At 63.6% G+C, this 26,572-nt stretch carries 22 protein-coding genes; 12 read left to right on the forward strand and 10 right to left on the reverse strand.

All coding sequences use genetic code 11. From position 1 onward, the window contains the following. Window positions 1-156: 156 nt before the first annotated feature. The 9 genes from B0E55_RS16280 (at window position 157) to proB (ending at window position 12,687) form a co-directional block, all read left to right on the forward strand. Complete coding sequence (locus B0E55_RS16280) at window positions 157-2,838, forward strand: valine--tRNA ligase (RefSeq protein WP_080910113.1); 2,682 nt, start codon at window positions 157-159, stop codon at window positions 2,836-2,838. After that, window positions 2,835-4,274 carry a bifunctional tetrahydrofolate synthase/dihydrofolate synthase gene (folC, locus tag B0E55_RS16285; RefSeq protein ID WP_080910044.1) on the forward strand — a complete coding sequence of 480 codons (1,440 nt, stop codon included), beginning with the start codon at window positions 2,835-2,837 and terminating at the stop codon, window positions 4,272-4,274. The genes B0E55_RS16280 and folC overlap by 4 nt, the downstream gene beginning before the upstream one ends. Continuing rightward, the gene (locus B0E55_RS16290; RefSeq protein ID WP_019749071.1) at window positions 4,271-4,726 is read left to right on the forward strand and encodes a DUF4233 domain-containing protein; all 456 of its coding nucleotides are present in this window, start codon (window positions 4,271-4,273) and stop codon (window positions 4,724-4,726) included. Before folC ends, B0E55_RS16290 begins: the two co-directional genes overlap by 4 nt. 18 nt (window positions 4,727-4,744) lie before the next feature. Further along, window positions 4,745-5,164, forward strand: a complete 420-nt coding sequence (ndk, locus tag B0E55_RS16295) for a nucleoside-diphosphate kinase (protein ID WP_019749070.1) — start codon at window positions 4,745-4,747, stop codon at window positions 5,162-5,164. Between the two features lie 492 nt (window positions 5,165-5,656). Further along, window positions 5,657-8,932 (forward strand): translation initiation factor IF-2 N-terminal domain-containing protein, encoded by a 3,276-nt coding sequence (locus B0E55_RS16300; protein WP_080910045.1) that lies wholly within the window; start codon window positions 5,657-5,659, stop codon window positions 8,930-8,932. Window positions 8,933-9,251: 319 nt separating this feature from the next. Continuing rightward, window positions 9,252-9,563 (forward strand): 50S ribosomal protein L21, encoded by a 312-nt coding sequence (rplU, locus tag B0E55_RS16305; RefSeq protein WP_003944533.1) that lies wholly within the window; start codon window positions 9,252-9,254, stop codon window positions 9,561-9,563. 42 nt (window positions 9,564-9,605) lie between these two features. Continuing rightward, window positions 9,606-9,875, forward strand: a complete 270-nt coding sequence (gene rpmA, locus B0E55_RS16310; protein WP_003944532.1) for a 50S ribosomal protein L27 — start codon at window positions 9,606-9,608, stop codon at window positions 9,873-9,875. A gap of 212 nt (window positions 9,876-10,087) precedes the next feature. Further along, a complete protein-coding gene (obgE, locus tag B0E55_RS16315) occupies window positions 10,088-11,539 on the forward strand; it encodes a GTPase ObgE (RefSeq protein WP_019749068.1) in 1,452 nt (483 codons plus the stop codon). 44 nt (window positions 11,540-11,583) lie between these two features. Then, window positions 11,584-12,687: a glutamate 5-kinase gene (proB, locus tag B0E55_RS16320; protein WP_080910046.1), complete on the forward strand. Its 1,104-nt coding sequence runs from the start codon at window positions 11,584-11,586 to the stop codon at window positions 12,685-12,687. On the opposite strand, the gene B0E55_RS16325 is transcribed toward proB, so the two are convergent. Then, on the reverse strand, window positions 12,660-13,517 hold the full coding sequence (locus B0E55_RS16325) for an NAD-dependent protein deacetylase (protein ID WP_080910047.1): 858 nt from the start codon (window positions 13,515-13,517) through the stop codon (window positions 12,660-12,662). The two genes, proB and B0E55_RS16325, sit on opposite strands and share 28 nt — an antisense overlap. 50 nt (window positions 13,518-13,567) lie before the next feature. On the opposite strand from B0E55_RS16325, the gene B0E55_RS16330 reads away from it, so the two are divergent. After that, a complete protein-coding gene (locus tag B0E55_RS16330; protein WP_080910048.1) occupies window positions 13,568-14,089 on the forward strand; it encodes a VOC family protein in 522 nt (173 codons plus the stop codon). A gap of 44 nt (window positions 14,090-14,133) precedes the next feature. Here B0E55_RS16330 and B0E55_RS16335 read toward each other — a convergent pair whose 3' ends face one another. From B0E55_RS16335 to B0E55_RS16375, 9 genes are all read right to left on the reverse strand, one after another. Then, window positions 14,134-15,066 (reverse strand): D-isomer specific 2-hydroxyacid dehydrogenase family protein, encoded by a 933-nt coding sequence (locus tag B0E55_RS16335; RefSeq protein ID WP_007731007.1) that lies wholly within the window; start codon window positions 15,064-15,066, stop codon window positions 14,134-14,136. Between the two features lie 9 nt (window positions 15,067-15,075). Beyond that, a complete protein-coding gene (locus B0E55_RS16340) occupies window positions 15,076-15,474 on the reverse strand; it encodes an ectoine synthase (RefSeq protein ID WP_003944463.1) in 399 nt (132 codons plus the stop codon). A 15-nt stretch (window positions 15,475-15,489) separates the two neighbouring features. Next, window positions 15,490-16,752: a diaminobutyrate--2-oxoglutarate transaminase gene (ectB, locus tag B0E55_RS16345; RefSeq protein ID WP_020969986.1), complete on the reverse strand. Its 1,263-nt coding sequence runs from the start codon at window positions 16,750-16,752 to the stop codon at window positions 15,490-15,492. Window positions 16,753-16,800: 48 nt separating this feature from the next. Beyond that, window positions 16,801-17,316 (reverse strand): diaminobutyrate acetyltransferase, encoded by a 516-nt coding sequence (gene ectA / locus B0E55_RS16350; protein ID WP_070386545.1) that lies wholly within the window; start codon window positions 17,314-17,316, stop codon window positions 16,801-16,803. A 160-nt stretch (window positions 17,317-17,476) separates the two neighbouring features. Then, the gene (locus B0E55_RS16355; RefSeq protein WP_070386586.1) at window positions 17,477-19,576 is read right to left on the reverse strand and encodes a RecQ family ATP-dependent DNA helicase; all 2,100 of its coding nucleotides are present in this window, start codon (window positions 19,574-19,576) and stop codon (window positions 17,477-17,479) included. A 39-nt stretch (window positions 19,577-19,615) separates the two neighbouring features. Beyond that, window positions 19,616-20,437 (reverse strand): MerR family transcriptional regulator, encoded by an 822-nt coding sequence (locus B0E55_RS16360; RefSeq protein ID WP_019749061.1) that lies wholly within the window; start codon window positions 20,435-20,437, stop codon window positions 19,616-19,618. 53 nt (window positions 20,438-20,490) lie between these two features. After that, window positions 20,491-21,372, reverse strand: a complete 882-nt coding sequence (locus B0E55_RS16365) for a ribokinase (RefSeq protein ID WP_080910049.1) — start codon at window positions 21,370-21,372, stop codon at window positions 20,491-20,493. Continuing rightward, window positions 21,369-22,811, reverse strand: coding sequence for an MFS transporter (locus tag B0E55_RS16370; RefSeq protein ID WP_019749059.1), 1,443 nt, complete (start codon window positions 22,809-22,811; stop codon window positions 21,369-21,371). Before B0E55_RS16370 ends, B0E55_RS16365 begins: the two co-directional genes overlap by 4 nt. A gap of 243 nt (window positions 22,812-23,054) precedes the next feature. Further along, window positions 23,055-24,158: an NADH:flavin oxidoreductase/NADH oxidase gene (locus B0E55_RS16375; RefSeq protein ID WP_080910050.1), complete on the reverse strand. Its 1,104-nt coding sequence runs from the start codon at window positions 24,156-24,158 to the stop codon at window positions 23,055-23,057. 172 nt (window positions 24,159-24,330) lie between these two features. Between B0E55_RS16375 and B0E55_RS16380 the strand changes: the two genes are divergently transcribed. Both B0E55_RS16380 and B0E55_RS16385 read left to right on the forward strand, forming a co-directional pair. Continuing rightward, window positions 24,331-25,617 (forward strand): glutamate-5-semialdehyde dehydrogenase, encoded by a 1,287-nt coding sequence (locus B0E55_RS16380; protein WP_019749057.1) that lies wholly within the window; start codon window positions 24,331-24,333, stop codon window positions 25,615-25,617. A gap of 41 nt (window positions 25,618-25,658) precedes the next feature. After that, complete coding sequence (locus B0E55_RS16385; RefSeq protein ID WP_019749056.1) at window positions 25,659-26,570, forward strand: AAA family ATPase; 912 nt, start codon at window positions 25,659-25,661, stop codon at window positions 26,568-26,570. Window positions 26,571-26,572 lie beyond the last annotated feature (2 nt).

The following is a 26,572-nucleotide window of genomic DNA, read 5'->3' on the forward strand; positions in this document are numbered from 1 at the left end:
GTTGGTCGGTCGTCCTTCAGAGCGATCCTGTCAGCGGAGCGGATCGGTGAATATCGTTTGTTCGGCTGACCCCGGACTGCGGGGCAGTCGTTCGTGTGCGCCGCGGCGGCCGACGGGCGAATTCGTTCACGACGGGGGAGTCATTAGGATCAAGTGGTGACCAGTGCAGCTCCAGAGAACCCCCAGACCCCCGCCGACGCCCTACCCAAGAGCTGGGACCCCAGCGCTGTAGAGGCCGATCTGTATCAAGGCTGGGTAGACGCCGGGTACTTCCAGGCCGACGCGACCAGCGACAAGCCCGGCTACTCCATCGTGCTGCCGCCCCCGAACGTCACGGGCAGCTTGCACATGGGCCATGCCCTGGATCACACCCTCATGGACGTGCTCAGCCGTCGCAAGCGGATGCAGGGCTACGAGGTGCTGTGGCTACCTGGCATGGATCACGCCGGTATCGCCACGCAGTCCGTCGTCGAGAAGCAGCTCGCTGCCGACGGCAAGACAAAGGAAGATTTCGGCCGCGAGCTCTTCATCGACAAGGTCTGGGATTGGAAGCGCGAATCCGGTGGAACCATCGGGGGCCAGATGCGGCGCATCGGTGACGGTGTCGACTGGAGTCGCGATCGTTTCACGATGGACGAGGGCCTCTCGCGTGCCGTCCAGACCGTCTTCAAGCGCATGTTCGACGAGGGTCTGATCTACCGCGCCGAGCGTCTCGTGAACTGGTCGCCGGTGCTGCAGACCGCGATCTCCGACATCGAGGTGAAGTTCGAGGACGTCGAGGGTGAGCTGGTTTCCCTGCGCTACGGCTCGCTCGACGACAACGAGCCGCACGTCATCGTCGCGACCACTCGCGTCGAGACGATGCTCGGTGATACCGCAGTGGCGGTCCATCCCGAAGACGAGCGCTACAAGCACCTCATCGGAACCACTCTCGATCATCCGTTCACCGGGCGTCAGATTCCGATCATCGCGGACGACTACGTCGACCCCGAGTTCGGAACCGGCGCAGTGAAGATCACGCCGGCTCACGACCCCAACGACTTCGAGATGGGCCTGCGGCACAACCTGCCGATGCCCACCATCATGGACAAGACCGGCAAGATCGCCGACACGGGAACCGAATTCGACGGTATGGACCGCTTCGAGGCTCGCGTCAAGGTTCGCGAAGCTCTCGCCGAGCAGGGCCGCGTCGTCGCCGAGAAGCGCCCGTACCTGCACAGCGTCGGGCACTCCGAGCGCAGTGGCGAGGCCATCGAGCCTCGTCTCTCGTTGCAGTGGTGGGTCAAGGTCGAGACGCTCGCCAAGGCTGCGGGTGACGCGGTTCGCAACGGGGACACCGTCATTCACCCGGCGAGCCAGGAACCGCGATGGTTCGACTGGGTCGACAATATGCACGACTGGTGCATTTCCCGCCAGCTCTGGTGGGGCCACCGCATTCCGGTCTGGTACGGCCCCGAGGGTGAAGTTGCGTGCTTCGGTCCCGACGAAACAGCGCCGGAAGGCTGGGTCCAGGATCCCGACGTCCTCGACACCTGGTTCTCCTCGGGACTGTGGCCCTTCTCGACGATGGGCTGGCCGGACAACACGCCCGAGCTCGAAAAGTTCTATCCCACCAGCGTTCTCGTCACCGGCTACGACATCCTGTTCTTCTGGGTCGCCCGTATGATGATGTTCGGCACCTACGTGTCCGAGGACGAGTCGATCACCGCCGGTCCGGGTAAGTCCGGTGCGCAGATGCCGTTCAAGGACGTGTTCCTGCACGGACTGGTCCGCGATCAGTACGGCAAGAAGATGTCGAAGTCTCGCGGCAACGGTATCGACCCACTCGACTGGGTCGATCGTTTCGGCGCCGACGCCCTGCGATTCACACTCGCGCGCGGCGCCAACCCGGGCAGTGACCTGTCCGTCGGTGAGGATTCGGCGCAGTCCTCGCGCAACTTCGCGACCAAGTTGTTCAACGCGACCAAGTTCGCACTGATGAACGGCGCTGCTCCCGCGCCGCTACCCGCTCGAAGCGAACTGACCGACGCCGACCGTTGGATCCTCGACCGTCTCGACACGGTCCAGGCCGAGGCGGACGCCGCATTCGATCGCTACGAGTTCAGCAAGGCGTGCGAAGGCTTGTTCCACTTCGCGTGGGACGAGGTCTGTGACTGGTACCTCGAACTCGCCAAGGTGCAGTTCGCCGCCGACGAGGCTGTCGCCGCGAACACCCGCGCCGTGCTCGGCAACGTTCTCGATGCACTGCTCCGCCTCCTGCACCCGGTCATTCCGTTCGTGACCGAAACCCTGTGGAAGGTGCTCACCGGCGGCGAATCCGTCGTCGTCGCCGACTGGCCGACGTTGTCCGGTGTGGCGGTCGACGCCCAGGCCGCCACCAGGATCGAAGACACGCAGAAGCTGATCACCGAGGTGCGACGTTTCCGAAACGATCAGGGGCTCAAGCCTTCCCAGAAGGTTCCGGCTCGTGCGTCCGGGCTCTCGGAGGCAGGCATGGACGGCCAGTTCGCCTACGTGGCGGCGCTTGCCAAGCTGACCGAACCCGAAGAGGGGTTCACCGCGTCGATCTCCGTCGAGGTGCGTCTGAGCCAGGGCACCGTCACGGTCGACATCGACACCTCGGGCACCATCGACCTCGGCGCGGAGAAGAAGCGTCTCGAAAAGGACCTCGCGGCAGCGCAGAAGGAGCTCGTCACCGCTGACAACAAGCTGGCGAACGAGGCCTTCCTGGCGAAGGCGCCCGACGCCGTCGTCGACAAGATCAAGACACGTCGCCAGATCGCCGTCGAAGAGATCGACCGCATCACAGGACGTCTGAAGGAGTTGGCCGACAAGTGAGTTCGTACGAGCCGTCCCAATTCGACGCTCAGAGTTCGGTTCCGACCCCGGTCGACATCGCCGAACTGGCGCTGGTGGAAGCAGAACTCGACAAGCGTTGGCCTGAGACCAAGATCGAGCCGTCACTGACTCGTATCGAGGCGCTCATGGATGTCCTGGGCTCACCGCAGCACAACTATCCGTCGGTGCACGTCACGGGAACCAACGGCAAGACGTCGGTGACGCGCATGATCGACTCCTTGATGAGCGCTCTGCATCGTCGTACCGGCCGAACCACCAGCCCTCATCTGCAGATCGCGACCGAGCGGATCAGCATCGACGGTCATCCGATCTCCCCGCGGCTCTACGTGGACACGTTCCGCGAGATCGAACCGTACGTGCAGATGATCGACGCACAGTCGCAGGAAGCCGGGGGACCGGCGATGAGCAAGTTCGAAGTGCTCACTGCGATGGCCTATGCGGCATTCGCGGAGGCTCCGGTGGACGTCGCCGTGGTCGAGGTCGGCCTCGGCGGACGCTGGGACGCCACGAACGTGATCGACGGACAGGTCGCGGTGATCACGCCGATCAGCCTCGATCACGCCGAGTACCTGGGCACCGACCTGGCCGGAATCGCGGAGGAGAAGGCCGGGATCATCAAGAAGGGCCGCGAGGACCTGGTTCCGGTGGACACCGTCGCGATCATCGCCGAGCAGACTCCAGAAGTGATGGAGGTATTGCTGCGGCGAGCAGTCGAGGTCGAGGCCGCGGTCGCGCGTGAAGGCTCGGAGTTCAAGGTGCTTGCTCGCCAGATCGCGGTAGGCGGACAGCAGCTCGAACTTCAAGGCTTGAGTGGCGTGTACACCGACATTTTCCTCCCCCTTCACGGTGAGCATCAGGCGCGCAACGCCGCGCTCGCGCTCGCTGCCGTCGAAGCGTTCTTCGGTGCCGGTCCGGACCGACAACTCGATCAGGACGCTATCCGCAACGGGTTCGCCTCGATCGTCAATCCCGGTCGCCTCGAACGTGTTCGGAGTGCGCCGACGGTCTTTCTCGACGCCGCCCACAATCCAGACGGCGCCCGCGCTCTCGCCGCCGCACTTTCCGCCGAGTTCGACTTCCGCAAGCTCGTGGGAGTGGTCAGCGTCATGGCGGACAAGGACGTCGACGCCATCTTGACCGCATTCGAATCCGTCTTCGACGAGATCGTCGTCACACACAACGGGTCACCCCGGGCGATGGATGTCGAGGAGCTGGCGAACATTGCCGTCGCGAAGTTCGGCGACGAGCGCGTCGTCGTGGCGCCGGTGCTTGCCGACGCGTTGGAAGTCGCGATCGAAATCGCCGAGCAGGTCGCCGAACCCGGCGAAGCCGTATCAGGGGCAGGTGTGGTGGTAACGGGATCCGTCGTGACCGCAGGCGCCGCCCGCACGCTGTTCGGAAAGGACCCCGCGTGAGTACCCCGTCAGATGCCAATCCCGAGTCCGGAGGCCACGAGCCCGGAGACCCCGAGTCCGGAGACACTGCCGGCGAGTTCGGGCCTCCGACCAAGGACCCCTGGAAAAGTTTCCGCGGAGTGATGGCCGGAACCCTGATCCTCGAGGCGATCGTCGTGCTGCTGGCTTTGCCGGTTGTCGCGGTCGTCGGCGGTGGCCTCACCGCGGCCTCCGCGGGATTCATCATCGGGTTGGCGGTACTGATGATTCTGGGAGCCGGCGTTCAGGGCAAGCCGTGGGCGATGGGGTTCAACGTCGCACTGCAGGTGATTCTTCTATTCGGTTTCTTCGTCCACCCGTCGATTGCCGGTGTGGCGATCACCTTCGGGATCGTCTGGGGATACCTCGTCTACCTGCAGAGAGACATCAAGCGCCGGATGGACAAGGGCCTGCTTCCCGGCCAGCGGGACTGACCATTTAGGCTGTCCGCTGTGACTGAGCGCACCCTCGTACTGATCAAGCCCGACGCCGTTGCCCGTGGATACGTAGGAGAAATCCTCAGCCGTATCGAGCGCAAAGGCCTGACAATTGCAGCACTCGAACTCCGTGTAGCTTCCGAAGAGGTGGCTGGTAGCCACTACGCAGAACACGCCGAGCGCCCGTTCTACCCGAGCTTGTTGGAGTTCATCACCTCCGGTCCGCTGGTGGCCGCAGTGCTCGAAGGCCCCCGCGCCATCGCTGCTTTCCGTCAGTTGGCCGGCGGAACCGACCCGGTCGACAAAGCTCTTCCGGGCACCATCCGTGGCGACTTCGGACTCGAAGCGCAGCAGAACCTCGTTCACGGCAGTGACTCCGTGGAGTCGGCAGAGCGCGAAATCGCTCTGTGGTTCCCCGCGCTGTCGTCCATCTGAATCTTCGATCGGGGCCTCTGGCCCACATGTAACGGGCCTCTGGCCCACATGAACGGGCCTCTGGCCCACATGAACGGGCCTTCGGCCCACATCTCCACAGCGAATTCTCGGCACGTATCCCACATCGGTGCGCCCTTTGCAGTTGCAGGCGCGTTGGTGTGGGATACTGCTTTCAGTTGAACCGCAATTTGTTTTACGCACGTTCAACCGGATGACACCTAGGTTCGATGCCCTTTCATCGCTGCTCCAGGTCAACAGGAAATCCCTGGACCTCTGCACGCTGGATGATCAGGCGCTCGCGCACAGGACAACGGCCATCCAGCCAGGCACTTCATGTTCTCGCAGTGAATAACGGGCATTGCGGACCATGCGGAGCGAGACCTTACAATCTCGCACTCACTTCTGAGTGCGAGTACACACAGCACGCTCCCGCGTGGCCGCGTGACAACTCGACTTCTGGGTTGGACGCGCCCGGGGGCCGAGGAGACTTACGTGGCCGATCAATCCCCAACCGAATCAGATTCCAGCACCACCCCGGAATTTCCCGACAAGATGCGCGTACACGCGCTGGCGAAGCTGCTCGGTGTCACCAGCAAGCAGGTCCTTGCCGAAGCCGCAGCGCTCGGTACCGAATTGCGCAGTGCGCAGTCGAGTCTCCAACGGGACGTTGCCCAGCGGATTCACGCCTCGCTGACTTCCGCGGCCGAGGCCATCGAGCCGGTCGTGGCCGAGCTCGATACCCTCATCGACCCGGTTGTCGAGGCCCCGGTTGCCGAGGCCCCGGTTGCCGAGGCCCCTGTTGCGGAAGAGCCTGTTGCAGAGGCTCCGGCCGAGAAGCCTGTCAGGGCTCGTCGCACCCGCAAAAAGGTCGTTGTCGAAGAACCGGCTGTCGAAGAACCGGCCGCCGAAGAACCTTCAGCAGAAGAAGCAGTGGATCCGGCTGTCGCCGAGATCAGCGCTGGACTCGACGCCGCTGCTGCGCTGCAGAGCAAGGAAGCCGAGCAGTCCGATCTGTTCACTTCCTTCGAGGCGCCGCAGACCCATCAGCCCGAGGTGGTTCCCGCCGCGCCGCAGGTCCCGCTGTTCCTGCAGCCGGATCTCGAAGCCGCCGAGGTAGCTCCGCGTCGCCGTCGCGCACGCCGCGAGCCTGCTGCACCGGCGGTCGTCGAAGAGAAGCAGACAACTACGGAAGCCGAAACCGTCGTTCCCGAGGCAGCACCGGTTGCAGTTCCTGCCGTCGAAGAGCCGGCTGTGACCGCACCGCAAACCGAGGGCGAGAGCGCCGAGTCCGAGGACGAGGACGACGATCAGCCGCGTCGCCGTCGTCGTGGACGCCGTGGACGTGGGCGTGGTCGCGGTGAACAGGGTGGCGAGCAGGGTTCGGACGAAGAGTCGGATACCGCTGCCGAATCGGAGCAGGAATCTGCCCCTGCGGCAGTCGAGAAGCAAACCGACGACGCTGCCGGCGAAGAATCCGGTGATAAGTCCGAGTCCACCGCTGATGCGGATTCCGAGAATGCCGACGATTCCGATCTCGATGCCGACGGATCGAGCCGCCGTCGCCGCCGTCGTCGTCGTCGCAAGACCGGCACCGACGGCGCCACCGACGCGACTGCGACGTCCGAGGACGATCCGCCGAACACCGTCGTTCATGAGCGCGAACCTCGCAACAAGACCCGCGTCAAGGACGAGGTCCAGGGCATCAGTGGTTCGACACGTCTGGAAGCGAAGCGTCAGCGTCGCCGCGACGGTCGTGACGCCGGCCGTCGTCGTCCGCCGATTCTGACCGAGTCGGAGTTCCTCGCGCGTCGTGAGGCCGTCGATCGCGTCATGGTTGTGCGCGATCGAGCAGACAGCGGTCAGCCGCATGCGACTACACAGGTAGCAGTCCTCGAAGACGGAGTGTTGGTCGAGCACTTCGTCACCAACTCGGCGTCCGCGTCGATGGTCGGCAACGTGTACCTCGGACGTGTCCAGAACGTGCTCCCCAGCATGGAAGCGGCGTTCATCGACATCGGACGTGGCCGCAACGGCGTTCTCTACGCCGGTGAGGTCAACTGGGAGGCTGCCGGTCTCGGTGGCAACTCGCGCAAGATCGAGCAGGCCCTCAAGCCGGGCGATCAGGTGCTCGTTCAGGTCAGCAAGGATCCGGTCGGCCACAAAGGTGCTCGACTGACCACACAGATTTCGCTTGCCGGTCGTTTCCTCGTCTACGTGCCCGGTGGTACGTCCACGGGTATCAGCCGCAAGCTTCCGGACACCGAGCGCAAGCGTCTCAAGGAAATCTTGCGCGACATCGTTCCCGCCGACGCCGGCGTGATCATTCGCACGGCGTCCGAGGGCGTCAGCGAAGAAGAGTTGGCGCGCGACGTGACTCGTCTGCAGGCTCAGTGGGCCGGCATCGAGGAGCAGGCTGCGGCTGCGGACACCGGTAAGTCCGGCAACCCGCAGGCGCTGTACGAAGAGCCTGACATGCTGGTCAAGGTCATTCGTGATCTGTTCAACGAGGACTTCTCCAAGCTGGTCATCGAGGGCGAGAAGGCGCATACGACGGTCGAGAACTACATCAACTCCGTTGCGCCCGATCTGCTTCCGCGACTCGAGAAGTACACGCCGAACAACGGTATCGACGTCTTCGCCGCTCGCCGTATCGACGAGCAGTTGGCCAAGGCACTCGATCGCAAGGTGTGGCTGCCGTCCGGCGGCACCTTGGTGATCGATCGCACCGAGGCCATGACCGTCGTCGACGTCAACACCGGAAAGTTCACCGGAGCCGGCGGAAACCTCGAAGAGACCGTTACCCGCAACAACCTCGAAGCAGCCGAGGAGATCGTTCGCCAGATGCGCCTGCGGGACATCGGCGGAATGATCGTCGTCGACTTCATCGACATGGTCCTCGAATCGAACCGGGACCTGGTCCTGCGTCGGCTCACCGAATGCCTGGGTCGCGATCGCACGCGCCATCAGGTGTCGGAGGTCACGTCACTCGGACTCGTGCAGATGACGCGCAAGAAGTTGGGCACCGGATTGGTCGAGGCCTTCTCGACCACCTGTGAGCACTGCCACGGCCGCGGCATCATCGTCCACTCCGAGCCGGTCGAGGTGAAGTCCTCGGACGACGGGGGATCGCGTTCGGGCTCGCAGCGAAGCGAATCCGGCACCTCGCGCAAGAACAAGCGAGGCCGCGGAGACAAGTCGCCTTCGACCGAGTCCAACGGACAGGAAGCTCCGGCGCCGGAGGTTCCGGCTGTCGACGCGACCGTCAAGCGGGCTCATCCGGTGGCATTGGCGATGGCCTCGCACCACCACGACGACGAGACCGTCGCGGCCGGCTCGATCGAGTCTGATTCCACCGGTACGTCTTCGGGGGATGATGCATCCAAAAGTGCCGATCGGCAACAGGATCGGCCGATCGATACTCCTGCTGCTACTGAGCGCCATGACGTTCCTGTTGTGGACTCTGCTGCGGAAGAAGTATCCGCAGTGGACAACGAGTCGGCGGCAGCTTCGACCGAAGCAGCTCCGCGCGGTCGTCGGCGTAGTCGCCGGGCGTCGCGGGCAGCGTCGGCACCGGTTGCCGAGGCAGCTCCCGAGGTGGGTACGGTCTTCGTGATTCCGACTCCGGAACCCGTGGCAGAACCGGTCGTGGAAAACGTTCCGGCTCCGGCCACCGAAGTTCCGGCTGAGGAAGAAGTTGTCGTCGTCAAGCGACCCCGTCGCAGGCGTGCAGCAGCACGTCCCGCAGGTCCTCCGGTAGACGGAGAGTAAGAACTACTGGCTTTCGGTCGGTTGGATGACTTTGCGATGAGCGAGGACATCCAACCGTTATCCGAAGTTTCAGCTGGTAGAAGCAGTTCAGAGTAGTGAGCACCACCCCTCGGCGGGGCGGTTTGACCCTGACGGTTGCTTTCCCGTAACCTTGGAGGGTCGCCACCCGGCGGTAGAGATTCCGTGTGCCTAGAGTGCGCGTGAATGTCCCGGTACGTCAGTGCCGAGCCGAGGTGACATAAACCAGACCAGTCGCGATGCATTTGAAGCCTCAGGCAGCAGCGCGAGCAAGTTCGAAGAAGCAAGGGGTAGCCCTCCGATGGCAACGTACGCGATCGTCAAGACCGGCGGAAAGCAGTACAAGGTCGCTGTTGGTGACCTCGTCAAGGTCGAGAAGATCGAGGGTGAGCCCGGCACTGCTGTCTCGCTTGCTCCCGTTCTCGTGGTCGACGGATCTGACCTGACCACCGACGCGGCCAAGCTGGCCAAGGTCGCAGTCACCAGTGAGATCGTCGAGCACACCAAGGGCCCGAAGATCCGCATCCACAAGTTCAAGAACAAGACCGGTTACCACAAGCGTCAGGGCCACAGGCAGCCGATCACGGTGCTCAAGGTCACGGGCATCAAGTAACCAGTTCTTTCTAGCTAATTTCACCCGAGGAGGGTCAATAGCATGGCACATAAGAAGGGTGCATCCAGCTCCCGTAACGGTCGCGATTCAAACGCCCAGCGCCTCGGCGTGAAGCGCTTCGGCGGCCAGTCGGTCAGCGCAGGCGAAATCCTGGTTCGCCAGCGCGGCACGCACTTCCACCCCGGCGTCAACGTCGGCCGTGGCGGCGACGACACCCTGTTCGCTCTCGCTGCCGGTGCAGTCGAGTTCGGCCAGAAGCGTGGACGCAAGACCGTGAACATCGTTCCGGCCGTCGTTGCGGCTGAGGTCTAGTCTTTCTCGCTAGTTGTGCGTCACCGGTTCTACTTTCGGTAAGAGAGTGACGCGTTCCAAGCTCCCGATAGGGGCGGACCAGGGTTGAAATAACCCGGTCCGCCCCTATCGTTTGTTTAAGCAGTGCCAGTTTTACCCCGAGCAACCCTGCTCACCAGAAGTTCAGCTCATCGCGTGAGACCCGCAATTGACTGAGGAAGGATCCGGCAGTCATGTCCCGATTCATTGACCGTGTTGTGCTGCACGTCAGCGCTGGAAAAGGCGGCAATGGTTGCGCCTCCGTACACCGCGAGAAGTTCAAACCGCTCGGCGGTCCGGACGGTGCCAACGGAGGTCGCGGTGGCGACGTCATCCTCGTGGTCGACGAGAACATCCACACCCTCCTCGACTTTCACTTCCATCCCAACGCGAAGGCGACCAACGGCAAGCAGGGCGCCGGCAGTAACCGCGAGGGTGCAAACGGTGAAGACCTCATCCTCAAGGTCCCGGATGGAACTGTGGTTCTCGATACCGACGGCAACGTCCTTGCCGACCTCGTCGGTGTCGGCTCGCGCTACGACGCCGCTCAGGGCGGCCGCGGCGGACTCGGCAACGCAGCACTCGCCTCGAAGGCTCGCAAGGCCCCAGGTTTCGCACTCCTCGGTGAAGACGGTGTCGAGCGTGACCTGGTTCTCGAACTCAAGTCGGTAGCCGACGTCGGTCTGCTCGGATTTCCCTCTGCCGGTAAGTCTTCGCTGGTGTCCGTTCTCTCGGCGGCCAAGCCGAAGATCGCCGACTACCCCTTCACCACTCTGGTCCCCAACCTCGGCGTCGTCTCGAGCGGTGACACCACCTTCACCGTCGCCGACGTGCCCGGACTGATCCCCGGTGCCAGCGAAGGCCGCGGTTTGGGCCTGGACTTCCTGCGCCACATCGAACGCTGCGCCGTATTGGCGCACGTGATCGACTGCGCCACCCTCGATCCGGGACGCGACCCGATATCCGACATCGACGCCCTGGAAGCAGAGTTGGCTGCGTACACCCCCGCGCTCTCCGGCGACTCGGGACTCGGTGACCTCGACAAGCGCCCGCGCGTCGTCATCCTGAACAAGACCGACGTTCCGGAGGCAGCCGAGCTGGCCGAGATGGTCACACCCGAGATCGAAGCTCGCGGATGGCCGGTCTTCACCATCTCGGCGGTGAGCCGAGAAGGTCTGCGACCGTTGACATTCGCGCTGGCGAAGATGGTCCGCGACTACCGCGAAGCCCATCCGAAGCCCGAGCCGAAGCGCCAGGTCATTCGCCCGGTCAAGGTCAAGGATTCCAGCTTCACCATCGAGAAGGATCCCGATATCCCCGGTGGGTTCGTCGTCCGAGGCACCCGCCCGGAGCGGTGGATTCGTCAGACCGCCTTCGACAACGACGAGGCCGTTGGTTACCTCGCCGACCGTCTTGCACGCTTGGGTGTCGAGGACGCATTGGTCAAGAAGGGCGCTCAGCCAGGGGCTTCCGTCACCATCGGTGACGTCAGCTTCGAGTGGGAGCCGATGACGCCGGCCGGTATCGATCTGACCCGTACGGGCCGTGGAACCGACCCGCGTCTCGATCAGGTGGAGCGCATCGGCGCCGACGAGCGCAAGCACGCTCGTCGCGTCCGCCGCGGGCTGCTCGACGAAGACGCCTGACTCACGCGATTTCAGGACGAAAACCGAAGAGAGGGAACGGGACTGTGCTCGGGTCCACCAGGGAGTCGATAGCGTCGGCTCACAGTATCGTCGTGAAGATCGGGTCGTCTGCGCTCACCAGTCTGGTGGCGGGACTCGACACTCACCGACTTGATCTGTTGGCCGATGCCATCGAGGCCCGCATGCGCGCGGGCTCCGATGTTGTCGTCGTCTCGTCCGGTGCCGTCGGCGCCGGACTGGCGCCGCTGGGACTGACCAAGCGACCGCGGGATCTCGCGACCAAGCAGGCCGCGGCCAGCGTCGGTCAGTTGGCGCTGGCTCACGCCTGGGGTACGTCGTTCGCCCGTTACGGGCGTACCGTCGGGCAGGTTCTACTCACGGCGGACGACATCGCTCGACGGACGCAGCACCGCAACGCTCAACGGACGCTCGATCGTCTGCGGGCGTTGCACGCGGTGGCGATCGTGAACGAGAACGACACTGTTGCAACCACCGAACTTCGATTCGGTGACAACGATCGGCTGGCTGCTCTGGTTGCTCATCTTGTCGGCGCCGACGCGTTGATCCTGTTGTCGGATGTGGACGGCCTGTACGACGGGGATCCCCGAAAGGGCGATGCCACACTGATTCCCGAGGTCAACAGTCCCGGGGATCTCGACGGTGTGGTTGCCGGATCGGGTGGCGCTCTCGGTACCGGAGGCATGGCGTCAAAGCTCTCAGCAGCACGCCTGGCCGCTGATTCCGGAGTGCCGGTGCTGCTCGCGGCAGCATCGGACGCTGCGCAGGCACTCAGTGGTGCCGATGTCGGAACGGCATTTGCGCCCCGTCCGACGCGATTGTCGGCTCGCCGATTCTGGGTACGTCACGCCGCTGACACATCGGGTGACCTTCACCTCGACGAAGGCGCCGTTCGCGCGGTGGTGTCCAAGCGTCGAAGCCTGCTGTCCGCGGGCATCGTCGGGGTGTCCGGCGATTTTCACGCCGGCGATGTCGTGTCGCTGATGGGACCGGGGGAGAAGCCCGTCGCTCGGGGTGTCGTTGCGTTCGACGCTACGGAGATCGAGGAGATACTGGGGCGTTCCACCGCCGATCTACCGGCCGACATGCAGCGTCCCGTGGTTCACGCGGACGACTTGGTGGCGCTGTAGCTGTCGTACTCGACCAGGGCGGAAAGTGCTTCAGCACAACCGGCTTCGAGCTTGAGGTCGGCGTATTCGTCACCTCGGGTCGTTCCGCGATTGACGATGGCGATCGGCTTCCCGGTCTTGGCGGCATGCCGCACGAAACGCAGACCGGACATCACCGTCAACGACGACCCGGCTACCAGCAGTGCATCGGCTTGGTCGACGAGGCTGTACGCCCGGGCCACACGTTCCTTGGGGACGGATTCACCGAAGTAGACGATGTCCGGCTTGAGTAGCCCACCGCACACGGCGCAATCTACGACGCGAAAGTGTGCGGTGGATTCGATCACGGCATCTGCATCGGGCGCGATCTCGACTCCCGTTGCAGCAGCCACAGTTTCGGCAAATCCGGGGTTGGCTTCCTCCAGTCTCTCGGCGAGAGTGGCGCGGGAGATCAGCCGCTGGCAGCTCAGGCATCGAACCTGCGCGTAGGTGCCGTGGAGGTCGATGACGTTTCGCGCGCCGGCCTTGGTGTGCAGGAGGTCGACGTTCTGGGTGATCACACCGACGGCTCGCCCTGTTCGCTCGAGTGCTGCGACGGCTCGGTGGCCCTGGTTGGGCCGCGAGCTGTCCATGTATCGCCAGCCGATGTGGTTACGCGCCCAGTAGTGACGTCGAAACGCCGGATCGCCGATGAACTGCTGGAACGTCATCGGATTGCGCGGGGGTGAATCGGGGCCACGGTAGTCCGGGATTCCGGAGTCGGTGGAGATGCCTGCACCCGTCAGAACTGCCAGTCGACGGCCGGCCAGGAGCTCGGGAAGGGCGTCGAGGCGGCTGTTGTCGGTAGGCACCGTTCCAGGATAGGCGCGTGTGCGAGACGGCGGCGCGGAGGAAGTCCGAAATGTTCAATAGAACACGTGTACGACTGTCGATACTCGTAGACATGAACACAGTGAACCCAATTCCCGCTGGTTACCGCACGATCACTCCCTACCTTGCGGTGCCGGACGGCCATGCCGCACTCGACTACTACAAACGAGCACTCGGAGCTTTGATCGTCGATGCGATGAATGCACCTGACGGCACTCTCATGCATGCCGAGATTCGGATCGGTGATTCGATGCTGCAGCTTTCGCAGGAGATGCCGGACTTCGGTCTCAGGTCGCCGCAGGACGGCTGGGTGCATTCGTCCATCGTCGTTTACACCGAGGACACGGATGAGTTCGTCGATCGGGCCGTCGCCGAGGGAGCCACGCTGGTCACGGCGGTCGCTGATACGTTCTCGGGTGACCGGCACGGAGTGTTTCTCGACCCATTCGGCCATCGGTGGGCCGTATGCACGAAGGTCGAGGACGTACCTGCGGAGGAGGTGGCTCGCCGGGCGCGGGCGCTCTTCTTCCCGGATACGGATTCGCCACAGTAACTTTCGGCAGCTTTCGCCGGATCATTCAGGCTTCGGCCGCGTGCTCAGTATCCGGCGACCGGGTCGACGAGGGCAGCCAGTGCCTCGCCCTTCGCGAAGCGGGTCACGTTCTTGGAGACGTGATCCGCAAACGCGGCGGGGCGAACTCCCGGCGGATTGGAATCGTGGGGTGTGATGATCGCATTCGTCAGATCCCACAGCGGGTGACCGTCCGGGAGGGGTTCGGGGTCGGTGACGTCGAGACCGGCGCCGCCGATCTGCTCCGACTCGATTGCCTCGACCAGCGCGTCGGTATCGACCAGTGATCCGCGCGCGACATTGATCACCCAGGAATGGGGTTGCATCGCCGCCAACTGCGCGCGGCCAACGAGGTGACGGGTGGCCGGGGTGGCGGGCGCAGCGATCACGAAGTGATCTGCGCGAGAATAGATTTCATCCATCCTGGATGCGGGGTACGTCGAGATGGCCCCGGGAACCGGGCTACCGGAACGATTGACTGCGATGCTGTCCGCCCCCTGCGCGGCCAGCATCGGAATCAGCGCGCGGCCGATACCGCCTGCGCCGATGATCGCAACCGTCGAGCCACGAAGGGTGCCGATCTTGGGAAAGAACTCGAACTGACGCCACGTTCGAGCTTCGATGTGTGCGGGCAGGTGACGAACTCCGGCCAACAACAGCATGAGCGCGTGCTCGGCCACCGAGGCCGAAAACGCGCCGGCCGCCGAGGTCCACGTGATTTCGGTGTCCTTCGGAATCACACCGGAGTCGAACCAATCCTCGATTCCCGCCGACGGCAGCTGCACCCACCTGACCGACGCCGGTAACTCCGACGGAAAAGTTTCGGGTGAGCCCGCCCAGATCAGGGCGTCGGCAGTGTCGATCGGACTGATCAGACCTCCGCCCCGAAGCACCGCGCTGTCGAGCAGTGCATCGGGGACGGGGCCGATCGCTACGCGTGGAGAGGTGTCAGTCGCCATGACTAGACGCTACGCGGGGACCTCCACCAGTGGGTAGACACCGTTCTCGTCGTGTACCTCACGCCCGGTGACCGGCGGATTGAAAACGCAGAGCATGCGCATCTGCGTATCGGGCTCGACGCGGTGACGCTCGTGACCGTTGAGCAGGTACATCGACCCCGGTGCGAGATCGTATTCCTTGTTGTTGTCCAGGTCGATCAGCTTGCCGGTGCCCTCGACGAGCCAGACCGCTTCGACGTGGTTGGCGTAGTGGAACTCGTTGACCGAACCTGCCTTGATGGTGGTTTCGTGGAACGAGAACCCGACGCGGTCGCCGCCGAGGACGATGCGCTTGCTGCGCCAGTTGCCGTCCTCGCTCGTGATGTCGCGGTCGGTGTCGGTGATCTCGGTGGTGGTGCGAACGATCATGGGAGAGTCCTTCCTCTAGCTGCAGACCTTGAGTGTCGCCTCGGCCAGGATGGAGAGGCCGTGCTCGAGCTCGTCATCGGTAATCGTCAGTGCCGGAAGCAGTTTCACAACCTGGTCGGACGGTCCGGAGGTCTCCGCGAGCAATCCCTCGTCGAATGCCAGCTGGCAGACCTTGCCGGCGCGCTCGGGCTGATCGAAAACGAGGCCCTGAACCAGGCCGCGTCCACGGTGCGAGACCTCGCCGGGGAACTGATCGGAGAGATTGGCGAAGCATTCGCTGATGCGTGCGCCCTTCTTCAAGGTTGTCTTCGTCAGTGCGTCGTCGGACCAGTAGTGGTCGAGTGCAACCTTGGAGGTGACGAACGCCGGGTTGTTGCCACGGAAGGTGCCGTTGTGTTCGCCCGGTCCCCAGACGTCGAGTTCACGCTTGAACAGCGTGAGCGCCATCGGCATTCCGTAACCGCTGATCGACTTGGACAGCGTGACGATGTCGGGAACGATTCCGGCCTCTTCGAAGGAGAAGAACGGGCCGGTGCGGCCGCAGCCCATCTGGACGTCGTCGACGATCAGCAGGATGCCACGATCCGAGCACAGTGTTGCCAGTGCCCGAAGCCATTCGGGGCGAGCGACATTGACGCCGCCTTCACCCTGAACGGTCTCGACGATCACTGCCGCGGGACGGTTGATGCCGCTACCGGAATCATCGAGAACGCGGGAGAACCACTGGAAGTCCTCGGTGACGCCGTCGAAGTAGTTGTCGAAGGGCATCGGTGTCGTGTGCACGAGCGGAACACCGGCGCCCGCGCGCTTCATCGAGTTGCCGGTCACGGAGAGTGCACCAAGTGTCATTCCGTGAAATGCGTTGGTGAAGTTGATGACTGCCGAACGTCCTGTCACCTTGCGAGCCAGCTTCAGTGCAGCCTCGACGGTGTTCGATCCGGTCGGGCCGGGGAACTGGACCTTGTAGTCCAGGCCGCGCGGCTCGAGGATGTTGCGCTGAAAGGTCTCGAGGAACTCGCGCTTGGCGACTGTCGACATGTCGAGGCCGTGCGTGATGCCGTCGCTCATGATGTAATCGACCAGCGCCGATTTGAGCACCGGGTTGTTGTGGCCGTAGTTGAGGGCGCCGGCACCGGCGAAGAAATCGAGGTATTCGCGTCCGTTTTCGTCGCGAATCCAGGATCCGGATGCGCTGGTGAACACTGCAGGCCAGTCACGGCAGTAGCTGCGGACCTCGGACTCGAGGGTTTCGAAAATGCTTGCTTCGTTGATATTCATATCTTCTTTGTTCCTCCGGGGCATGCTGTATGCCGAGCGCGAAGTGCGCTAGGCGCCGATCGTGTAAAGATCTTCGGCTTCGTGTCCATCGGGAAAATCTTTGGGCGAGAACAATTTCTGCCTGGTTATCGGTACTTCGCGTCGACGTGCGAGCGCGGTGAAGAGTGCGATCGAAGCCTCGTTGTCGGGGCTGATCGTCGTCTCCAGATGTGTAACACCCAGTGGGGCAGTGCGATCCATCAAGTCGGACAGCATGCGGGCAGCAATTGCCTTGCCGCGCTGGTCCTCGTCGACCGCGACTTGCCACACGAACAGGGTTTCCTGCGCGCTGGGACGGGTATAACCGGAAACGAATCCGACTACGCGGCCGTCTACCTCTGCGACGATGGACGTCGCGCTGAAATCCCTGCACCACAACAGGTATGCATAACTCGAATTGAGGTCGAGCACCTTCGAATCACGTGCGATCTCCCAGAGCCGGACTCCGTCATCGATCTGTGGGCTTCTGAACAACACCGCGTCCGGCGCGGTGGTCGGGATAGCTCTCGTATCAACAGGCTTCATCGGTCATCTGAACGTAACAATCATTGCTGTCGAAGTCATGCAGATGTCCGTTTCGGGCCGTGTGGAACCCGTTGCGCCCCAGGTGAGGACATGAATGTGATCGTGCTCACATTATGTAACTTTTGGTGTTGTCCGAGCGACTATTTCGGGCCAAAACTCGCTATTTGGGGCTCGCGAGCGCCAATGGGAGGACCGAATGCGCACCTGCCTGCCGAAGTGCGCGTGCGGCCATCGTGAAAGTCCAACCGGTGTCGGCGATTGCGTCGACGAGAAGTATCGGTCCCTGATGGATACTCATGTCCGGGACTTCCCAAACATCGACCAGTCCGGACACGCGATAGGCGGAGTTCGCTGCCGACACCGGAGGGTGGTCGGGTCGCAAGCGAAGGGTGCCCAGGTCGGTCAATCGCCCGACCTCGGCCAGCTTGGCAGCCAGGCTCGACACCAGCAATGGATGCGTCGTGGATTCGAGGGCCATGACACCGGTGGGGCGCTCGGCCCAATTCCAGGCGGCCAGAACGCTGATACACGCGCTGACCACCGCATCGGGTACCTCCGCGTCGGGTCCGTCGAAAAGCGCGCGGAGACGTTGGCCCCAGCCCAGGTCCGACATCCGTCCGAGAATGCGCCCGGTTTCCGGTCCCTCGGTGATCTTCCCGGACAGCTTGACGCCCAGCTTGCTCAGGCCGGTCGGCCACATCTTGCGCGGCTCCAGGTCGAATCCGGGGCGCTGCAAGCGCGCCCGAGTCTCGTCGAGGGCGGTGGTGTCGACAGTGGTGTCGTAGCGATTGCCGGTGCAGTTGTCACAGCGTCCACACTGTGAGTTCTCCGATGTCAGACCCGGATCGTCGAGTTGTTCACGCAGGAAGGTCATTCGGCACGTGGTGATGCTCTGGTACTCGACCATTGCAGCCTGCTCGGCCTGGCGAGCGTCGTCGAGTCGACCGTAACGCTCGGCGTCGTACACCCAAGGTTCCCCGGTGCTGATCCAACCGCCCTTGACTCGTTTGACCGCGCCGTCGACGTCGAGAACTTTGAGAACCATTTCGAGACGGGTGCGATTGAGCTCCACCAGCGGTTCGAGTGCCGGTGTCGACGTGGCCTTTTCGGTGTCGAGGTGCTCGATGACGCTGCGGACCAGATGCTCGCGGGGGAAGGCGACCGAGGCGAAGTAGCTCCAGATCTGCTTGTCCTCGGCGCCCGGCAGCAGGATCACGTCTGCCCTGTCGGTGGAACGCCCGGCGCGGCCCACCTGCTGGTAGTACGAGATAGGTGACGACGGTGCGCCGAGGTGGACGACGAACCCGAGATCAGGCTTGTCGAAGCCCATCCCGAGGGCCGAGGTGGCCACCAGAGCCTTGACGCGATTGCCCAACAGGTCCTGCTCGAGGGATTCACGTTCGGTGGGATCGGTCTGGCCAGTGTAGGCGGCGACGGTATGACCGCGCTCGGAGAGCAGGCTTGCGAGGTCGCGAGCGGCCGAAACCGTCAGCGTGTAGATGATGCCCGATCCCGGCAGCGTCTCGAGCATGTCGGCGAGCCAGGCAGCGCGCGCCGTCGCCTCGGGAATGTGAACCACGGAAAGGTGAAGTGACTCGCGTTCGAGCCCGCCACGAAGTACGAGAGTTTCCTCGCCGCCGACGCCGAGTTGCGCGGACACGTCCTCGACGACGCGGTTGTTTGCCGTAGCCGTGGTCGCGAGGACGGGAATGCCCTCGCCCAGTTCGGCGATCAAAGTCCTGATACGCCGATAGTCGGGACGGAAGTCGTGTCCCCAGTCGGAAACACAGTGAGCCTCGTCGACCACTACCAAGCCGGCATCAGCTGCCAGGGACGGGAGAACCTGATCGCGGAAGTCGGGGTTGTTGAGGCGCTCGGGGCTGACCAGCAGTACGTCGAGATCGTTGGCTGCAACGCGGGCGTGGATGTCGTCCCACTCCGTGACATTGCCCGAGTTGATGGTCGCGGCTCGCACCCCGGCACGCTCGGCAGAACTGACCTGGTTTCGCATCAGGGCCAACAACGGAGAGACGATGACCGTCGGGCCATGACCTGCTGCCCGGAGCAGCTTCGCCGAGATGAAGTAGACCGCAGACTTGCCCCAGCCGGTCCGCTGGACGACGAGGGCACGCTTGCGTTGCACCACCAGCGCCTCGATGGCCGTCCACTGGTCCTCGCGTAGGCGGGCATCCGGCCCCGCGAGTTCACGGAGCAGTCGCTCGGCTTCGTCGCGCATGGCTGGGGCAGTGGCGGTGGTCATGGAACCCATGGTGCACGACCCTGCCGACACGTGCGGGCTTCAGGCCTTGGCAACAGGTTCCTGCAGCTCGGTGACCCAGCCGTCGACGTCCTCCGGGCACGCCAGCGTGACCTCCCGGCTGGGGCCGGCATTGCGGTATCCCGCTGCGTCGATCCACTGAGCCAAGGCTTGATAGGCGGGCAGGCAGTTGTCCATCGACCCCTTGTGCAGCAGCGAGGCCACCTGAGCTTCGGCCTGCAGTTCGACGACCGCGAACTCGTAGTCGCCCTCGGGATCCGCATCGACCGGTAGCGCGGCATGCACGACGACGTTCTCGTCGTCACCGGCATCCTCGTAGTACGCGAGCGCAGGTCCGATCGCGGCGATACCGGCACGATCCAAACCGGTGCACAGGCGCTCGTACAGCCCGCGAACCACCGGACCGATCGACGACGGATCCATCGTCTTGGCGGTACCGGTCAACTCCGCGACCCGCAGCGCCGGAACGGACTTGATCACAACCTCGTATGCGGACATCTGTCCCTCACTTTCGATGATGCGTAGGCGCGCCTGTACATGCGCCAGTCGCGCGGTGTCTTCCTGGATTCGGGTCTCGAGTTCTGCTCGGCGAAGCGTGAGCATCCCGCGGATTTCGTCGACGGTGACCGCCGACTCCACCACCTGCTGGACCTGGGCCAGGGTCAGGCCCAGCTCCTTGAGCGCGACGATGCGGTTGAGCAGCGCCAACTGGCCCGCGGTGTACGAGCGGTACCCGGTGGATGCGTCGACCCTCGCGGGCACGAGCAGGCCGATGGCGTCGTAGTGGCGGAGCATGCGCACCGACACACGACCTGCTCTCGCGAAGTCTCCGATGCTCAACATGGTTACTTGCCCCGTTTCTCCCTCACGAACCCGACACCTACAGGTTTAGAACCTCACACGGTGTCAGAGTCAAGCTGTCGGTTCAGGACTTTTTCAATCGCATCGCGAGTGGGCGACGACACCGACGCGCCGCGGACCGTCGTCGCCAGACTTCCCGCCGTGGCAGCGAACTGCAGGGCGCGGTCCTGGTCCTGCACCCACTCCACGGCGAAGGCCCCGGTGAAGGCATCGCCGGCGCCGGTGGTGTCGACGGGTGTCACGGCCGGGGAGTCGGCGTGAACGGTCTCGTCGCCGGTTTTCAGATCCGCGCCGCCCGCTCCGAGCGTCGTGACGAGGTGCGCGACGCGACCGGTGACCGCGGCCAGCTGTTCCGATTCGGTCTGGTTCACGATCAAGATGTCGACTGCATTGATCAGTGGAGCCGGAAGCTCTTGCACGGGAGACGGATTGAGGAGGACTGTCGTCCCGTTGGCGTGTGCGTGCTCGGCTGCCGCTGTAACTGTCTCGACCGGGATCTCGAGTTGGCACAGGAGGATGTCGGCGCGGGAGATCGCGTCGAGGTCTGCTTCGGTCAACGAAGTGATCGAGGAATTGGCGCCCGGGACGACGATGATGTTGTTCTCCGCGTCTTCGCTCACGGTGATGGCCGCGACGCCACTCGGGCCGTCGACACTACGTAGCAGTGCGGTGTCGACCCCGGCGTCTTGTAGGGTCTCGCGCAATTGGGTGCCGAAACCGTCGTCGCCGACCGCGCCGATGAAGGACACGTCCCCACCGGCCTTCGAGGCGGCGATGGCCTGGTTACTGCCCTTACCTCCGGCCGCGGTGGCAAAGGCAGTGCCGAGCAGCGTTTCTCCCGGAGCGGGGAATCTGGCCACCGACGTGGTCAGATCCATGTTGATACTGCCGACGACGACGATTCGAGGCGTGCTCATACCTCGAGGTTATCGGCCTTCATTCTCTTGCGGCGAACCTTGCGGATGATCCGGCGTGCTTCCTCGTCGGTGGCCACGGCGGGCGGAGAGCCGTCCAGTGGCTTCCGTGCGGTCTCGGGGATCATCAGGACTGCGATACCGCCGATCACCGCGGCGATCATCATGTACATCGGTGCGACCAGATTGCTGCCCGTTGCACTTTCGAGAGCTGTCAGCACCAGGGGAGTGGTTCCACCGAAGATCGACACCGCGAGGTTGTATCCGATTGCCAAGCCGCCGTATCTGATTCCGGTCGGAAAGAGTGCGGGAAGCACGGACGGGAACACCCCGACGAACAGCAGGAGCAAGCCGCCGAGAATTGCGAGTCCCAGGAAGACCGTCACGTAGTTGCCGATGCCGATCAACAGGTAGGCAGGCAGGGACAGGACGAAGAATCCGATGAAACCGCTGAGCAGCAAGGGTTTACGCCCGACGCGGTCCGAGAACTTTCCGACGTAGCTGATTCCCATCATCATCACGATCATGACGATGATCATCAGAACGAGTCCGTGGGATTCGTCGTAACCCAACGTGTTGGTCAGATACGTCGGCATGTAGCTGAGCAGCCCGTAGTGAGCGATGTTGTATGTGGCCACCAGGACGATGCACAGAACAAGCGGACGCCAGTTGTCGACGAGAGTTTCGCGTAGTTTCTTGCCGGTGGATTCGTCTGCGAGGGAACGCTCTTCGGCCTGCTCCATCATCTGGAATGCGGGAGTTTCCTCCAAACGTAGACGGAGGTACAGGCCGATGAGACCCAGCGGTCCGGCAATGAGGAAGGGGATGCGCCAGCCCCACTGGAGGAGGTCCTCGGCGCTGACGACGGTCTGGATGATCGTCACGATGCCCGCTGCCGCCACATATCCTGCCAGAGTCCCGAATTCGAGGAAGCTGGCGAAGAAACCGCGCCGCTTGTCCGGCGCGTATTCGGCAACGAACGTACTGGCCCCGCCGTATTCGCCGCCCGTGGAAAAGCCCTGCAACAGGCGTAGGAGTACCAGCAGGATCGGGGCGGCGATACCGATGGATTCGTAGCTCGGGATGAGGCCGATGGCGAAGGTACTGCCGGCCATCAGAATGATGGTGGTGGCAAGGACTTTCTTGCGTCCGATGCGGTCACCGAGTGGACCGAAGAACAATCCGCCGAGAGGGCGGACGATGAAGGCAGCCGCAAAAATTGCAAACGTCGAGAGGAGTTGAGCGCTGCCGCTCGCGTCCGGGAAGAACACTTTTCCGATAGTGGTAGCTAGATATGCGTAAACGCCGAAATCGAACCACTCCATGGCATTTCCGAGCATCGTTGCCTTGACAGCGCGCTTGACGGACGCATTGTCGGTGACGCAGACATCGGGTGATTCGGCCACTTCGAGAGCGCTGATCGAGTTCTCTGGTGTAGTCATGACATGCGCTCCCCAGCGCAATCATCGAACCGAGCGGGGCACGTACCTGATGCACGCATCTTTTCGTTGCCCACTCGCCGATGAGCCGGTCGGGAAATCGAGCGTCCGCGTGCCCTGTGGCTCGTTGCGACCCCCGTCGCACGGCTCTGGCCCGCGGCAGTGTCCGGAGCCCACAGGGCTCCGGACTACCGGCAAGTAAGACGCTTACGCTATCAAAGTTGGGCGCGGGAGCCGATTTTCGGGCTAGAAGGCGCGGGCGTACTGCGACGGGATATGTGGTCCGACCTCGGCGTTCAGTTCCCGCGCCGCCCGGCGCGCCCAGTACGGATCACGCAACAGTTCGCGGCCGAGGAGCACCGCCACTGCGCTTCCGTCCTCGACGATCTTCTCGGCCTGTTCGGGTTCGGTGATGAGGCCGACGGCGGCGGCCGGTAACAGGCTCTCGTTCTGCAGGCGACGGGCGAACGGAACCTGGTATCCCGGTTCCACCGGAATCTGTGCCGCCGGTGAATTACCGCCAGTGGAGACGTCGACGAGATCGACCCCGTAATCGGAGAGGATGTTGGCCAGGGCAACGGTCTGATCCGCGGTCCAGCTGTCGACCTCGAGCCCACGCTCTTCCGTCAGCCAATCGGTCGCCGAGACCCGGACGAAGAGCGGTAGCTCGGCCGGCCACACCTCGCGGACTGCTGTCAGGATTTCGAGGAGCAATCGAATGCGGTTCTCGAAGCTGCCTCCGTAGCGGTCCGTTCGCTTGTTGCTCTCGGGGGAGAGGAACTGATGGATCAGGTATCCGTGGGCCGCGTGAATTTCCACGACCTTGAATTCGGCCTTCAATGCGCGGGTAGCCGCCGCTGCGAAGTCCGCGACGACCTTCTCGATGCCCTCCGTGGTGAGCTCGATCGGATCGGCAAGGTGACCGAACGGAACCGCGCTCGGGGCAACCGTCTGCCACGAGAGTCGGTCGTCGGCGGGCAGACTCTTGCCGCCGCGCCACGGAACCTGCGTCGACGCTTTGCGTCCGGCGTGGGCCAGCTGAATTCCGGGCACTGCGCCGAAGTACGCGAGTTGCGCGTTGATCTCGGCGAAGGCTTGCGCCTGCGTGTCGTTCCAGATCCCCAGATCAGCTGCCGATATCCGGCCTTCGGGACTGACGGCCGTCGCCTCGGTGAGAATCAGGCCGGTGCCGCCGATTGCACGGCTCACCAGATGCGTGCGATGCCACTCGTTGGGCACTCCGACCTGGTCGCCGATGACGTCGGCCGAGTACTGGCACATCGGTGCCATCCAGACGCGGTTCGGGATGGTGACGCCACGCAGGGTCAAAGGCTCGAACAACACACTCACGGATGGCTCCTGACTCGAAGAAGAAGGTCGGTGGGTGCAACAGCGCCGCGCGTCGGAATTGTTCCCCGGCGGTCCGCCGAAATGTTCGCAGGCGGTCCGTCGGAATGTTCCCGGGTGGTCACAGCCTCGTTCCGCCGAGCAGGCCGCGGAGGTGGGTGGTTAATGTGTATTCATGACCGCTGTGACTTCCAACGCAGAAACCGTCGACTCGAATGCGTCCGACACCAAGTCCGTCGTGCACGACGCCGCACGCCGAGCTCGCAAGGCTTCGCGCGTCCTGGCTCTGCTGACCACGGCGCAGAAGGATGCTGCTCTCCACGCCGCAGCCGACGCAGTTCTCGCGGCAAGTGATCGGATTCTCGCGGCCAACGCTCTCGATATCGACACCGCGAAGGCGGGTGGCACCGAGGAATCGCTGCTCGACCGTCTTCGTCTGACCGCTGACCGCATCGAGGGCATCGCGTCGGGTTTGCGTCAGGTTGCCGGACTACCTGATCCGATCGGTGAAGTGCTTCGTGGATCCACTCTGCCGAACGGTTTGGAACTACGGCAGCAGCGGGTTCCGCTCGGTGTCGTCGGCATGGTCTACGAGGCTCGCCCCAATGTTACCGTCGACGCTTTCGGGCTGACTCTCAAGTCGGGAAATGCTGCGCTGCTTCGTGGTTCGTCCTCGGCAGTCAAGTCCAACGAAGCGTTGGTGGCGGCGCTACGCGCGTCGTTGGTTGCTCAGGGGCTCCCCGAGGACTCCGTTCAACTTCTGCCGAGTGCGGATCGGTCGACGGTCACGCACCTCATCCAGGCCCGTGGCCTCGTCGACGTCGTCATCCCGCGCGGTGGCGCCGGCCTGATCAGCGCCGTAGTTCGCGACGCCACTGTCCCCACCATCGAGACCGGTGTCGGTAACTGCCACGTCTACGTTCACTCGGCCGCCGATCTTCTGATGGCCGAGAAGATTCTTCTCAACTCCAAGACCCGTCGGCCCAGCGTGTGCAACACCGCGGAGACGGTGTTGGTCGACGCCGCCATCGCCGAGACGGCCGTGCCGAAGTTGCTTCAAGCGCTTCAGATGCACGACGTCGTCGTGCACGGCGATCTGCCGGGACTCGTCCCGGCCACCGAGGACGACTGGTCGAAGGAGTACCTCACGCTCGACGTCGCGCTCAAGGTCGTCGAGAACCTGGACGCTGCGGTCGAGCACATCGACCAGTACGGGACCGGCCACACCGAAGCCATCGTGACTTCCGATCTCTCGGCTGCCCGTGAGTTCACCGCTCGCGTCGACGCCGCGGCAGTGATGGTCAATGCGTCGACTGCCTTCACCGACGGTGAGCAGTTCGGATTCGGCGCCGAGATCGGCATCTCCACCCAGAAACTGCATGCGCGTGGCCCTATGGGGCTACCGGAACTGACGTCCACCAAGTGGATCGTCTGGGGCGACGGGCACACCCGACCCGCCTGAAAAGTTCACCAGACTTGCCCCACCCTTTTTAGGAGTTAACCGTGGACCGAGCTCTTCCCGATACAACACCGTTCTTCTCGAGCGTCGACGACGTGATCGAGCGTTTGGCCGAGACGGGTTACCTGTCCGACAAGGGCACTGCAACGGCAGTGTTCCTTGCCGACCGACTGGGCAAGCCCCTGCTCATCGAGGGACCGGCCGGTGTCGGTAAGACCGAGTTGGCGCGGGCGGTAGCCCAGACGACAGGCGCCGAGTTGGTGCGCCTGCAGTGCTACGAGGGCGTCGACGAGGCTCGTGCGCTGTACGAGTGGAATCACGCGAAGCAGATTCTTCGGATTCAGTCGGGCGGGGCGAGCGGAGCGAGGGGTGATGTCGCGGTCGACCACAGCTGGGACTCGACGAAGGCGGATGTCTTCTCGGAGGAGTTCCTGCTCGCACGTCCACTGCTCAAGGCCATTCGCCGCGAGGACCCGACGGTGCTGTTGATCGACGAGACGGACAAGGCAGACGTCGAGATCGAAGGTCTGCTCCTCGAAGTGCTCAGCGACTTCGCGGTCACGATCCCCGAGCTCGGAACGATCACCGCTACCCGCAAGCCGTTCACGGTGCTGACGTCCAACGCCACGCGCGAACTCTCGGAGGCTCTGAAGCGTCGTTGCCTCTTCCTGCATCTCGATTTCCCGGACGCCGACCTCGAGCGTCGCATCCTCGCAAGCCGGGTGCCGGAGCTTCCTGAAGCGATTGCCGAGCAGCTGGTCAACACCATTCGTGTTCTTCGCGGAATGCAGCTCAAGAAGGTTCCGTCGGTGTCCGAAACCATCGACTGGGGGCGCACCCTTCTCGCTCTGGGCATGGACACGCTCGACGACGACGCCGTACGCGCCACGCTCGGTGTCATCCTCAAGCACCAGTCCGATCAGGTGCGCGCCGCCGCTGAACTTCGGCTGAACTGAGG

Source organism: Rhodococcus sp. 66b, assembly GCF_002076325.1.
Classification (GTDB): Bacteria; Actinomycetota; Actinomycetes; order Mycobacteriales; family Mycobacteriaceae; genus Rhodococcus_F; species Rhodococcus_F erythropolis.